The organism is Pseudonocardia lacus (genome assembly GCF_018531445.1).
Taxonomy (GTDB): Bacteria; Actinomycetota; Actinomycetes; order Mycobacteriales; family Pseudonocardiaceae; genus Pseudonocardia; species Pseudonocardia lacus.
Window position 1 is genome coordinate 1 of the sequence record NZ_JAHDTH010000231.1, and the last position, 12,208, is coordinate 12,208.

Below are 12,208 nucleotides of genomic sequence, written 5' to 3' on the forward strand. Positions count from 1 at the left end.
GCGGCCGCGGTCCGCGCGCGGGAGCCGCGCGCCGCGGAGAAGGCGCCGGAGCCGACCACCGACCAGTCCGGCACCACCACTCCGCCCACCGCGGGCGGGACGGTGGCGGGCGCCCCGTCCCCCGCCGGGGCCTCCGCCGGTGCCGAGCAGCGGGCCGGCTGAGCTCGACGCGGCGGGGATCACCGATCCCGCCCTGCGGGCCGCCTACACCACCTGCCGCGCGCTGAACGCCCGCCACGGCCGCACCTACTTCCTGGCCACCCGGCTGCTGCCGGCCGAGCGCAGGCCCGCCGTGCACGCCCTCTACGGGTTCGCCCGCTACGCCGACGAGATCGTCGACGACCTCGACGACGACAGCCCGGCCGCCGAGCGCGCCGCCCGGCTCGACGCGCTCGACGCCGACCTCGCGGCGGCGCTGGCCGGGGAGCCGCCCGACGAGCCGGTGCTCGCCGCGCTCGCCGACACGGCCCGCCGCCTCGACATCCCCGCGCGGCACTTCACCGACTTCATGGCGTCCATGCGGATGGACACCGAGGTCACCGAGTACGCCACGTTCGAGGACCTGGGCGCCTACGTGCACGGGTCGGCCGCGGTGATCGGCCTGCAGATGCTGCCGGTGCTGGGCACCGTCGTGCCGATCGCCGAGGCCGAGGGCCCCGCGGCCGCCCTGGGCGTGGCCTTCCAGCTGACGAACTTCCTGCGCGACGTCGGCGAGGACCTCGACCGCGGCCGCGTGTACCTGCCGACCGCCGAGCTGGCCGCGTTCGGCGTCGACCGCGACCTGCTGATCTGGTGCCGGCGCACCCGCCGGCCCGACCCGCGGGTGCGGCGCGCGCTCGCGCACCTGGCGGCGCACACGCAGGCCGTGTACCGCCGCGCCGAGCCGGGCGTGGACATGCTGGAGCCGGTCTCGCGCGCCTGCGTGGGCTGCGCCTTCCGGCTCTACCGCGGCATCCTCGACGAGATCGCCGCGGTCGACTACGACGTACTGGGCCGCCGGGTGGCGGTCTCGACGTCGCGGCGGGCCGCCGTGGCGCTGCCCGGGCTCGCCAGGGCCCTCTCCGCCCGGGCCCGGCGGTCGCCGAGGCCGGCGGGACCGGTCAGAACGCCATCGCCTGCGCCCGGCGCTTGACCTCCCGGTGCCGGCCCGCCCGCAGCGAGGCCAGCGGGGTCCCGGGCAGCGAGTCGTCCTCGGCGAACAGCCAGCGCAGGATGTCCGGGTCGGTGTAGCCGCCGTCGCGCAGCAGCACGATCGTGCCGGACAGGCCCTTGACGACCACCCCGTCGACGAAGAACTCGGCCGGGACGACGACGGCGCCGTCGCGGCGGAACGACAGGAGCTGGCCGTCGCGCACCAGCTGCTGCACGCGGGAGGGGGGAATGCCCAGCATCTCGGCGACCTCGGCCACCGGCAGCGTGGCCACGTCGCCGGACAGCTCGAACACCTCGTTCACAGCACTGACCCCTGTTCCACTCCGCCCGCCCCCGTGACGGGTGCGGGACCGTCCTGCACGGCGGGGACACTCTGCCACAGCGGCGCCGGGTCCGGCACCGCCTTCCCGGGCGGTACCGTCTTGCTGTGAACGCCCCATCCGCCGCGCTCATCGACGCGCGATACCGGGTCGGGTCGATGATCGCCCGGGGCGGGATGTCGACCGTCTACCGGGGCGTGGACACCCGGCTCGACCGGCCGGTCGCGATCAAGATCATGGACGGTCGGATGGCCGCCGACCCCGCGTTCCGCACCCGGTTCGTGCGCGAGGCGCGCTCCGCCGCCCGCATCGACCACCCCGCCGTCGTCGACGTGTTCGACCAGGGCAACCACCACGGCCCCGACGGCCCGGCCCTGTTCCTGGTGATGGAGCTCGTCGAGGGCGGCACGCTGCGCGACGTGCTGCGGCTGCGCGGCGCGCTCGGCGTTCCGGCCGCCGTCACGATCATGGATCGGGTGCTCGCCGGGCTGGCCGAGGCGCACCGGCTCGGCCTGGTGCACCGCGACGTCAAGCCGGAGAACGTGCTGATCAGCACCTCCGGCGAGGTCAAGGTCGCCGACTTCGGGCTGGTCGTGGCGGCCGCCGAGGCCGGGGCCAGCCACGCCGGCATGATCATGGGCACGGTGGCGTACCTGTCCCCCGAGCAGGTGGCGACCGGCCGCGCCGACGCCCGCAGCGACGTCTACGCCGCCGGGATCCTGCTCTACGAGATGCTCACCGGCGAGCCGCCCTACCGCGGCGAGACGGCCATCTCGGTCGCCTACCGGCACGTGAACTCCGACGTGCCCGCGCCGTCCGAGCTGGCCGGCGACGTGCCCCCCGAGCTCGACGAGCTCGTCCAGCGCGCCACCCGCCGCGACCCCGACGGCCGCCCCGCCGACGCCGCCCAGCTCCTCGACGAGCTGCGCGAGCTGGCGGAGTTCCTGGAGGTGCCCCGGGTGGCGGTCCCGGTGCCGCCCGCGCCGCCGCCGGAGGACGTCGACACGCTCCCCCGACACCGCCACCCCGACGCCGCAGGCGAGGCCACCCGGCCGAACCCGGTGGTGCCGGGGCGGGCGGCACCCGTCGGCCCCGAGCCCGCGGGCCCCCGCGGGACGCGCGCGCTCCCCCGCCCGGTCGAGGAGGGCCCCACCGCCGCCCCGCAGTTGCCCCCGCACCTGCGCGCGCGCCGCCGCAGCCGGCGCATCTTCTCCGCCTGGCTGGCCGTCGTGCTGGTGCTGGCCCTGGCCGTCGGCGTCACCGCGTGGTGGCTCGGCAGCGGCCGGTGGACCGCGGTGCCGCCACTGGTCGGGGTGGAGGCCACGGTCGCCCAACGCCTCCTGGAGGACGCCGACCTGGTCGGCGTGACGGTCGAGAAGCCCGACGACGGCGTCGCCGAGGGCCTGGTGACCGGGGTCGACCGCCAACCCGGGACCGACGTGCTGCGCGGCAGCACCGTCACGGTCACCGTGTCCACCGGCAAGCCCCGCGTCCCGACCATCGCGCCGGGCACCTCGGTCGCCGAGGCCGAGGCCCTCATCCGGGACGGCGGCCTGGAGCCGCGCGACAACGGGGCCACCGAGTACAGCGACACGGTGCCCTCCGGCGCGGTCACCCGGACCCAGCCGTCGGCCGGCTCCCGGGTCGATTCGGGGAGCGCGGTCGAGCTGGTGGTGAGCAAGGGAGAGCAGCCCGAGCAGGTGCGGGTGCCGTCCGTGGTCGGCCGGTCCTACGAGGAGGCCGAGGCGAGGCTGGAGGAGGTGGGCCTCAAGGCCGAGGAGCAGCCCCGCGCCGGCGGCCTCTTCGGCAGCGGCGGCCTGGTCGTCGGCCAGGACCACGGCGCCGGATCGATGGTCGAGGTCGGCACCACGGTCGTCCTGGAGACCCTCCCCTTCTGACCCCGCCACCCCCTGCCCCTGGTTCAGGAAAGCCACGATACTGCCCTCAGCGGGCAGCATCGTGGCTTTCCTGAACTCCGGGGTGCCGGCAGCTCGCGTCAGCCGCGCAGCATCTCGGCGATCAGGAACGCCAGCTCCAGCGACTGCTGGGTGTTCAGGCGCGGGTCGCAGGCCGTCTCGTAGCGGCCGGACAGGTCGGCGTCGGAGATCTCCTGGGCGCCGCCCAGGCACTCCGTCACGTCCTCACCGGTGACCTCGACGTGGATGCCGCCCGGGTGCGAGCCCAGCGCGTGGTGCACCTCGAAGAAGCCCTGCACCTCGTCGACGACCCGGTCGAAGTGGCGGGTCTTGTAACCGGTGCTGGACTCGACGGTGTTGCCGTGCATCGGGTCGCACTGCCAGATGACCTTGTGCCCGGACGCCTCCACCTTCTCCACGATCGGCGGCAGCAGGTCGCGGACCTTGCCGCTGCCCATCCGGCTGATCACCGTCAGCCGGCCCGGGCGGCCGTGCGGGTCGAGCCGCTCGACGTACTCGACGGCCTGCTCTGGCGTCGTGCTCGGGCCGATCTTCAGCCCGATCGGGTTGGACAGCAGCTCGGCGAACGCGATGTGCGCCCCGTCGAGCTGGCGGGTGCGCTCGCCGACCCACACGAAGTGCGCAGACAGGTCGTAGAGGGACGTCCCGTCGCGGGAGTCCAGCCGCAGCAGGGCGCGCTCGTAGTCCAGCAGCAGCGCCTCGTGGCTGGCGTAGAACTCGACGTCGTGCAGGTTGTGGTCGTCGACGCCGCAGGCGTCCATGAACCGCAGCGCCCGCTCGATCTCCGAGGCGATCGTCTCGAACCGCTCGCCGGCAGGCGACGTGCGCACGAAGTCCTTGTTCCAGTCGTGGACCATCGACAGCCCGGCCTCGCCGGTGGCCGTCAGCGCCCTGACCAGGTTCATCGCCGCGCTGGCGTTGGCGTACGCGCGGACCATCCGCGACGGGTCGGGGATGCGGGCCTTCGGGTCGGGGGTCAGCGAGTTGACGATGTCGCCGCGGTAGGACGGCAGCCCCAGCGCGTCGACGGGCGCGCTGCGCGGCTTCGCGTACTGCCCGGCGATCCGCCCGACCTTCACCACCGGCAGCGACGCGCCGTAGGTGAGCACGATGGCCATCTGCAGCAGCGTGCGGATGGTGGCCCGGATGTGCGGCTCGGTGTTGTCCTGGAACGTCTCCGCGCAGTCGCCGCCCTGCAGCAGGAACGCCTCGCCGTTGGCCACCGAGGCCAGCCGCTCGTGCAGCCGGTCGACCTCCGGCGGCAGGACCACCGGCGGGACGCTCTCCAGGACCGTGCGCACGTGCGCGACGTGCTCGGGGACCGGCCAGTCCGGCTGCTGCGCGGCCGGGCGGGCGAGGGCGTCGTCGAGCCGGGCCCGCAGGTCCGGGGGCAGCGGGGGCAGGGTCGGCAGTTCATCGACCGGGGCGTCGACGGTCCAGTTCACGAGGCCCAACGATAAGCGGTGCTCGGCCGCGCTTCGTGGCCGGCCGGGCCTTCCGGACAGGGAAGAAACTACGTTCGGTCACCGCACTACGACATAGCGCGGTACCTTCACCGCGATATCACCCGATCGGACTGATTCCACAGGGGACAGTTCCGGGCACTCGGTCGCCATGGCAACCCTGTTGTGGATCCTCGCGGTCGTCCTCGTCATCGCCGGCATCTTCGCGATCCTGCGCAAGCAACTGCTCTGGGGCATCGTGCTCATCGTCGTGGGCCTGCTGGTGGGTCCGGGCGGGGTCAGCATCTTCAACGTATGACCGCCGCGGTGGCCGCACCGCTCGGCGCCCCCGGGGTGCTAGCGCGCGGCCACCGCGGTTTCGATCGCCTCCCACCGGCGCAGGTTCAGCCGGGCGTCCGCCAGCGCGTCGTGCGCGTCGGGGGTGGGCGGCGGGAGCGGCGGGCGCCCCGCGTCCTCCCAGCGCTGCCGCAACTCCCGGGTGAAGCGCGGGAGCGGGCGCGGCAACGCCGGCATCGCCCCCCACAGCTGGCACAGCGCCACGTGGTCGTAGGCGGCGATCCAGGCCCACAACTCGATGTCGCCGGGTGCTGAGGTCAGGAACTCCAGCAGGTCGGCGCGCAGGCGTTGGCGGGAGCGCCAGCTCCGGTCGGCGGGCGGCGGCAGCTTCGGCAGCACGTTGGCCCGCACCCACGGACCCGCGCGCTCCGGGTCGAACTCCGTCGAGACGGCGTAGAACTCCCGGCCGTCCTCGCCGACGACGCCGATCGACACGAGGTCGATCGTCACGCCGTCCTCGATGAACTCGCAATCGTAGAAGAACCGCATACCCGTCCTGTTTCGCAGGTCAACTCACGAGCCCGGCTCCGGGACCGGAGTCGGGCCTCTGGTGACCGTAGACGGCGGGCCGGTGGGGCGCAGCGACCCCCGTGGGTGCGCCGCCGGCACCGGTTCGGGGTCCGGCGCCGGCGGCGCGCCACCTGTTCAGTTGTTGTTCGGGCCGTTCAGGATGCCGCCGTTGGGCGTGTTCCCGGTCGGCGTCTCGCCGTTGGGGTCGTCCCCTGTCGGCTCGTCGTCCTCGTCGCCCTGCTGCTGGTCGTCGTTGTCCTTGTCGTCCTCGTCGTCGTCCTGCTGCTGGTTGCCCTTGTCCTTGTCGTCGTCCTGGTCGTCGTCCCCCTCGGCGGGCACCGGCACCGGCACCGGCACGGGAGGGGGCGGCGGCGCGACCACGGGGGCCGGCGGCGGCACCGGGACCGGGGCGGGGGCGGGCGGCGGCACGGTCGTGCGCCGGACGACGACCGTCGGCTTCGGGGCGGCCTCCTCGATCTCCACCGGCGCGGGCGCGGAGGTCTCGATCGCGGTCGTCGGGCGTGGCGGCAGCACCGGCAGGCTCAGCGACGAGGCGGGAAGGGACGGGGTCTCGGCGCCGCGCAGGGACGCCGACCAGGCGGATGTCGCACCCAGGACGACCCCCGCGACTACCGCGAACGCCGCCCACGGAGCCAACCTCGTCAGGAGGTTGCTCGACCGGCTCGGGGTAGGCCGGGTGGACCGCGGGGTAACCGCAGAGATGATCGTGGTGGGGACATCGCCGGATGATGGGGAGTCAATCCGTCGAACCACGTATACGAATCTAACCGGTTGGTAACCCCGTTACACTCCCGGGTCCTTATTCACCCGTTCAGAGTAGTGATTCCACTCGTTCAGGTACCGGCGGCCGGGCTCTTCGGTGCGTCCGGCGCACCCTTCCCGACGTCCGTCCCGGCGTCCTTCCCGGCCCGGCTCTCGGCCTCCAGCGCGGCCTTCGCCGCCCGCTCCTTGACCGACGACGCGTACATGTCGACGTAGGTCTGCCCGGTCAGCTCCATCAGCGCGTACATGATCTCGTCGGTCATCGAGCGCTCGATGAACCGGTCGCCCGCCATCCCGGCGTAGCGGGAGAAGTCCAGCGGCCGCCCGACGCGGATGTGCACCTTGCGCGGGCGCCACATGCGCGAACCGATCGGGTTCACCTTGTCGGTGCCGATCATCGCCACCGGCACGACCGGCACCCCGGCCTCCAGGCACATCCGCGCGACGCCGGTCTTGCCCTTGTAGAGCCGCCCGTCGGGCGAACGGGTGCCCTCCGGGTAGATGCCCAGCAGCTTCTCCTCGCGCAGCAGCCGGACCGCGGTGTCCATCGCGGCCTGCGCGGCCGATCCGCTGGCCCGGTCGATCGGCACCTGGCCGACGCCGGAGAAGAACAACTTCTTGAACCACCCGACCAGGCCGGGCTGGGTGAAGTACTCCCGCTTGGCCAGGAACGTGATGCGCCGCGGCACCAGCAGCGGCAGGAAGAACGAGTCGGCCACGGCCAGGTGGTTGCTGGCCAGGATGGCGCCGCCCCGCTCCGGGATGTGCTCGAGGCCCTCGATCGTGGGCCGGAAGAACAGTCGGAGCAGCGGACCGAGGAGCACGAACTTGGACCACCAGTACAGCACCCGGGCGTGCCCCCTCCAGATCGACGGCGACAGCCTACGGAGGGTGCTGCGAGCGGACAACGGCGAGCCGGATCGGTGATTGCTCCCTCCGGGTGCGCCCGACCCCTGCTGCTGGCGGCCCGGCCGTGGAAGGATGGGGTGGGTCGCGCCGCTCCCCCGACGCGACGGCCAGAGCCGGCGCCAGTCGTGGACGAACTCCCAGGAGGGCCTTGTGAACTCCGGTCCCGACGAGCGCCCGCAGCCCAGCGGCGGCGGGCGGGCCCCCGACGAGTTCGACGCGATCGTCGCGGCCTGGCGCCGCGAGGGCCCCGTCCCCGTCTGGCCCGACGACGACCTCTTCGCCGAGTCGCCGCCGGTCACCGACGACCTCGACACCCCCACCGCCCCCACCCCCACGGCGACCACACCCCCACCGCCCCCCGGCCCGCGCGACCACAGCCCGGCCCCGCTGCCCGAGGACGAGCACTACATCCCCCCGGAGCCACCCCCGCTGCCCCGCATCGGCCCGCCCGCGGTCGTCGGACTGGTGCTGCTGGCGCTGGGCCTGCTGCTGGTGCTGGCGCCGGGCTGGCTGGGTGTGGGACCGGCCTACGGCCTGCCGCTCGGGCTGTTGACGCTGGCGTCCGGCCTGGGCTGGCTGGTCCTGCGGCTCTGGCCCGACCCCCCGTCCCCACCGCGCGACGGTGACGACGACGGCGCGGTCATCTGACCCCCGCTCGTCCCACCCCGGCGTGACCGACGTCTTCGCAGACTCCCCATGGTCTGAGCAGGCTCCGGGGAGCCTGCTCAGACCACAGCGGCCCTGCGCAGAGGGCCGGAACGCCCACCGGGTGCCTCACCCCGAGCGCCCCGGCAACGCCTCCCGGGCCAACCGCGCCGCCCCCACCACCGCCGCCGAGTCCCCCAGCTGCGCCGTCCGGATCCGCGCCAGCGGCCGCCGCCCCGCCCCGGTAACCATGCTCGCGTAGTGCTCGCGCGCCTCGTCCAGGAACAGCGGGGCCGATTGCGACACCCCTCCCCCGATGACGATCAGTTCGGGGTCGAAGACGTCGGCGACCACGGCGAGGCCGGTGCCCAGCCAGCGGGCCAGCTCGTCCATGGCCGCGCAGGCCACCGGGTCACCTTCGCGCGCGGCGGCGGCGACACGCTGCCCGGTCACCCGGCCGGGGTCGGAGCGGACGAGCCTGCGCAGCACCGGGGAGCGGCTGCCGTTGCGGGCGAGCAGTTCGACGGCGGTGGCGGCGAGGGCGGTGCCGCTGCAGTAGCGCTCCCAGCAGCCGTGCTTGCCGCACGGGCAGGGGCGGCCCTCCGGGACGACCGGGAGGTGGCCGAGTTCGGGGGCGACGCCGAAGGCGCCGCGGTAGACGTGCCCGTCGAGCAGGAGGGCGGAGCCGATCCCGGTGCCGATGGCGACGAAGACGACGGTCGCGGCGCCGGCCGCGGCACCGAAGTGCCGTTCGGCCAGTGCGGCGGCGTTCGCGTCGTGCTCGACGACCACCGGCAGCCCGACGCGGTCGGCGACGCGGTCGGCGACCGGGGCGTCGCGCCAGGACAGGTGGGGGGCGAACCGGACGCCGCGCCGGTCGGGGGTGATGAACCCGGCGAGGGCGAGCCCGACCGAGCCGACGGGGTGGCGGTCGGCGAGCTCGCCGATCACCCGGGCCAGTGCCGCTTCGAGGGCGGCGTCGCTGCGGGGGGTGGGGGTGCGGGCGGTGTCGAGGATGGTGCCGTCGGCGTCGACCACGCCGGCGCGCACGCTGGTCCCACCGACGTCGACGCCGACGGTGAGCGTCACCGCGCGGCCCGCGGCCGGTCGACGTGGATGCGCTGCACCGTGCGGGTCGGTTGTGGGGGTGGCGGTGGTTCCGGGGCCGCCGTCGGAGCCGGGTCGCCCTCGTCGAGGGCGGTCCGCAGCACGGCGAGCATCGCGGCGGCCTGCTCGGCGATCCGCTCGGCCAGCTCCGGGTGCTCGCGGCGGACCGCGGCGATCACCGCGCAGACCGGGCAGACGCCGCAGGTCGGGGTCGGCTCGGTGGCGTCGGCGGCGCGGAACCGCTCCAGCGCGGGCGCGATCCGGTCCAGCACGGCCACGGCGACGGCCCGCGCCTCGGCACCCGGCGAGGTGTGCCCGGCACAGCCCTCCTGCGTCCTCAACTCCGCCCTCTCGTCACGGGGTGCCGTACCCGCCGGTGCGGCCGCTCACCGTATCCACACCGCCGGATCCGGGGCGAACACGACGCACAGGTCGTCACCCTCCAGACGGGCCGAGGTCACCTGGCAGCGGCGCAGCGCGGCGGGCAGCGCGACCATCCGTCGGGTGGCCCCGGCGGTCACCGCCAGCTCGTCGCCGACGCGGGTCAGGTCGAGCGGGCCGGACTCGGCGCCGGGCAGCCGCAGCACCAGCTCGAAGCGCGAGTCGATCGAGCTGCCGGTGCCGGCGGTGCGCCGCACCCGCAGCAGGGGCGGCCCGGGGACGCCCGCGGCGACCGGGTCGGTGTCGCCGTAGAGGGAATCGGCCACTTCCAGCAGCGCCGGGACGCCGGTCGGCTCGCCTGCGGCGTGGTCGGCGGTGTGCAGCGGGACGGCCAGGCCGGCCAGCTCGGCGAGCACGGCCCGCTGCTCCTGGTGGCGCTGGCGCAGCCAGCGGGCGGCCGGGCCGCGCAGCGACGCGGGCGGGCCGGGCACGACGCGGTTGGCGACGAGCCCGTCGACGCGCAGCCCGTGCAGGGCGAGGGCGGTCAGCGTGCGGCGGGTCTCCGCGGCGACGACCCGCTCCGGGGTGAGCACGAGCCGGATGGAGGTGCGCTCGTGGTCGGCGAGCATGGCGCGCAGCCCGCCGAGCTGCTCGGCCAGCGAGTCGAGCGCCTCGATGGTGCCGTCCCACGCCGAGGCCGCCTCGCGGCCGGCGCCGGACAGGTTGGCCAGCAGCCCGCGCACGGCCCGGCGGTGGGCGGGGAACAGCCGCTCCAGGTAGCCGGAGATGGCCTCGGGCAGGCCCAGCAGCCGCAGCGTCTCGGCGGTCGGCCCGCAGTCGACGACGACGACCTCCCACGGCCCGCTCTCGGCGGCCCGGCGCACCTCCCCCAGCGCCAGCAGGTCCTCCACGCCGGGCAGCACGGTCAGCTCGTCGGCCACCAGCTCGTCGACGCCCGCGCCGGCCAGCACCGTGCGCAGGTGGCCCTGCATGCGCGCCCACGACTCGTCGAGCAGGGCGTGGGTGTCGACGTGGGCGGCGAACAGCCCGGCCTCCAGCTCGACCGGTTCGTGGCCGAGGTCGGCCTCCAGCGCGTCGCCGAGGGAGTGGGCCGGGTCGGTGGAGACGACGAGGGCCTTGCGCCCGTCGCGGGCGAGCCGCGCCGCGGTGGCCGCGGCGAGGGTCGTCTTGCCGACACCCCCCTTGCCCGTGAACAGCACGACGCGCACGGGCCCGAGGGTAGCCGCAGGTCAGGCGGGTCGGCTCCCGGACCCGCTCTCGACCCGACGCTTGAGCCCCTTGAGGGCGGTGTCGATGATGACCTTCTCCGCCTTGCGCCGCAGCATGCCGATCATCGGGATGTTGAGGTCGACGGCGAGCGAGTACGTCACCGTGGTGCCGCTCGCGTCGCCCTCCAGCACGTAGGAGCCGTTCTGCGCCTTCTGGATCTGGCCCTTGACGAGCTTCCAGCTGACCGAGCGGCCGTCGGGCTCCCAGGTGTAGTCCAGCGTGTAGTTGTCCTTGATCGGACCGGCGTCCATCGCGAACTTCACCCGCTCGGCCCGGCCCCCGCCGTCCTCGGCGAGCACCTCGGCGCTCGTCACCTGGTCCGCCCACTCCGGGTAGGCCTCGAAGTCGGCGATCACCGCCATCACCTGCTCGGGGGCGGCGGCGATGACGATCGAGGAGGAGGTTGCGTCGGCCATGGGCCGCAGGTTACCGGGGGGTCGGCCGCGTGCCCTGTCGTGGCGGACGGCGGCTCACCACCGCAGCACGTACGGCACTGCGGTGCGGCGGAAGTGGCCGACGTTGACGCACTCGGTGCGGTCCATGCGCACGCGCGGGGCCAGCGGCTGGTGGATGTGTCCGAACAGCGCGGCCCGCGGCCGGTCGCGCTCGACGATCGCGCGCAGCGCCACCGACGACGTCTCGGGACGGCGGGTGACGACGTCGTAGGCCAGCTCGGGGACGGCGGGAGGGACGTGGCTGCACAGCACGTCCACGGGGCCCAGCGCGGCGACCGCCGCGTCGTACTCGGACCGCGGCCGCAGGTAGGGCGTCCACGCCTCGGGGATGTTGCGCGGGCGCTGCCCCGGCGCCAGCGGTGCCCCGCCGACGAAGCCGAACCGCAGCCCCTCGATCTCGACGACCTGGCCGTCCGGCTGGCACAACCCGGGCCTGCGGTACTCGGGCCACAGCCGGGCCGCGTCGACGTTGCCGGGGATGGCCCAGGTCGGGGCGGTCATCGCGGCGAACATGCGGTCGTACTGCTCGCGCAGGGCCTCGTCGACCACGGCGTCGGCGTCCGGCAGCGCGGCCCACGCCTCGCGGGCGTAGGCGAGCAGCTCGTCGCGCCCGCCCGAGCGGCGCAGCAGCGCGAACCGGGCGCTGACCTCGGGCCCGAGCACGCGCCCGACGATCCCGGCCGAGGGGTCGGCGTAGTCGATGAACTCGATCAGGTCGCCCAGCACGACCAGCGCGTCGGCCCCGTCGCCCGCGCGGGCGAGCGCGTCGGCTGCGCCGTGCACGTCGGAGACCACGTGCACGCGCATGTGATCACTCTAGGACGCCGTCGCCGCCGGGGGCTCGCCCGGCGGGCGCTCGCCCTCCAGCCGGTCCTTGCAGGCGAACGCGATGGCCTTGGCCGCCCGCTGCCGGCGCCGGG

The 12,208-nt window shown here is 74.8% G+C and carries 14 protein-coding genes; 4 read left to right on the forward strand and 10 right to left on the reverse strand.

Features of this window, described 5'->3' with window-relative positions:
- Positions 1-139: 139 nt before the first annotated feature.
- Positions 140-1,132 carry a phytoene/squalene synthase family protein gene (locus tag KIK08_RS33050; RefSeq protein ID WP_214407248.1) on the forward strand — a complete coding sequence of 331 codons (993 nt, stop codon included), beginning with the start codon at positions 140-142 and terminating at the stop codon, positions 1,130-1,132.
- Here the strand turns inward: KIK08_RS33050 and KIK08_RS33055 are convergent.
- Positions 1,101-1,454, reverse strand: a complete 354-nt coding sequence (locus tag KIK08_RS33055; RefSeq protein ID WP_308258044.1) for an Rv2175c family DNA-binding protein — start codon at positions 1,452-1,454, stop codon at positions 1,101-1,103. The two genes, KIK08_RS33050 and KIK08_RS33055, sit on opposite strands and share 32 nt — an antisense overlap.
- Before the next feature lie 125 nt (positions 1,455-1,579).
- Between KIK08_RS33055 and pknB the strand changes: the two genes are divergently transcribed.
- Positions 1,580-3,370 (forward strand): Stk1 family PASTA domain-containing Ser/Thr kinase, encoded by a 1,791-nt coding sequence (pknB, locus tag KIK08_RS33060; protein ID WP_308258045.1) that lies wholly within the window; start codon positions 1,580-1,582, stop codon positions 3,368-3,370.
- A gap of 98 nt (positions 3,371-3,468) precedes the next feature.
- On the opposite strand, the gene KIK08_RS33065 is transcribed toward pknB, so the two are convergent.
- Complete coding sequence (locus KIK08_RS33065; protein WP_214407249.1) at positions 3,469-4,854, reverse strand: class II 3-deoxy-7-phosphoheptulonate synthase; 1,386 nt, start codon at positions 4,852-4,854, stop codon at positions 3,469-3,471.
- Between the two features lie 169 nt (positions 4,855-5,023).
- On the opposite strand from KIK08_RS33065, the gene KIK08_RS33070 reads away from it, so the two are divergent.
- Complete coding sequence (locus KIK08_RS33070; protein WP_214407250.1) at positions 5,024-5,170, forward strand: GPGG-motif small membrane protein; 147 nt, start codon at positions 5,024-5,026, stop codon at positions 5,168-5,170.
- Positions 5,171-5,208: 38 nt separating this feature from the next.
- Here KIK08_RS33070 and KIK08_RS33075 read toward each other — a convergent pair whose 3' ends face one another.
- From KIK08_RS33075 to KIK08_RS33085, 3 genes are all read right to left on the reverse strand, one after another.
- Complete coding sequence (locus KIK08_RS33075; RefSeq protein ID WP_214407251.1) at positions 5,209-5,697, reverse strand: polyadenylate-specific 3'-exoribonuclease AS; 489 nt, start codon at positions 5,695-5,697, stop codon at positions 5,209-5,211.
- 156 nt (positions 5,698-5,853) lie between these two features.
- Positions 5,854-6,375 (reverse strand): hypothetical protein, encoded by a 522-nt coding sequence (locus tag KIK08_RS33080; RefSeq protein ID WP_214407252.1) that lies wholly within the window; start codon positions 6,373-6,375, stop codon positions 5,854-5,856.
- A 197-nt stretch (positions 6,376-6,572) separates the two neighbouring features.
- Positions 6,573-7,349, reverse strand: coding sequence for a lysophospholipid acyltransferase family protein (locus KIK08_RS33085; RefSeq protein WP_214407253.1), 777 nt, complete (start codon positions 7,347-7,349; stop codon positions 6,573-6,575).
- A 211-nt stretch (positions 7,350-7,560) separates the two neighbouring features.
- Between KIK08_RS33085 and KIK08_RS33090 the strand changes: the two genes are divergently transcribed.
- On the forward strand, positions 7,561-8,058 hold the full coding sequence (locus KIK08_RS33090; protein WP_214407254.1) for a DUF308 domain-containing protein: 498 nt from the start codon (positions 7,561-7,563) through the stop codon (positions 8,056-8,058).
- A gap of 126 nt (positions 8,059-8,184) precedes the next feature.
- Here KIK08_RS33090 and KIK08_RS33095 read toward each other — a convergent pair whose 3' ends face one another.
- The 5 genes from KIK08_RS33095 to KIK08_RS33115 are packed head-to-tail and all read right to left on the reverse strand — an operon-like array spanning position 8,185 to position 12,095.
- Positions 8,185-9,144 (reverse strand): ROK family glucokinase, encoded by a 960-nt coding sequence (locus tag KIK08_RS33095; RefSeq protein ID WP_214407255.1) that lies wholly within the window; start codon positions 9,142-9,144, stop codon positions 8,185-8,187.
- Positions 9,141-9,503, reverse strand: coding sequence for a hypothetical protein (locus tag KIK08_RS33100; RefSeq protein WP_214407256.1), 363 nt, complete (start codon positions 9,501-9,503; stop codon positions 9,141-9,143). Before KIK08_RS33100 ends, KIK08_RS33095 begins: the two co-directional genes overlap by 4 nt.
- A 45-nt stretch (positions 9,504-9,548) precedes the next feature.
- Positions 9,549-10,772: an ArsA family ATPase gene (locus KIK08_RS33105; protein ID WP_214407257.1), complete on the reverse strand. Its 1,224-nt coding sequence runs from the start codon at positions 10,770-10,772 to the stop codon at positions 9,549-9,551.
- A 21-nt stretch (positions 10,773-10,793) separates the two neighbouring features.
- Positions 10,794-11,249 (reverse strand): SRPBCC family protein, encoded by a 456-nt coding sequence (locus KIK08_RS33110; RefSeq protein WP_214407258.1) that lies wholly within the window; start codon positions 11,247-11,249, stop codon positions 10,794-10,796.
- A gap of 54 nt (positions 11,250-11,303) precedes the next feature.
- A complete protein-coding gene (locus KIK08_RS33115) occupies positions 11,304-12,095 on the reverse strand; it encodes a metallophosphoesterase family protein (protein ID WP_214407259.1) in 792 nt (263 codons plus the stop codon).
- Between the last annotated feature and the right edge of the window lie 113 nt (positions 12,096-12,208).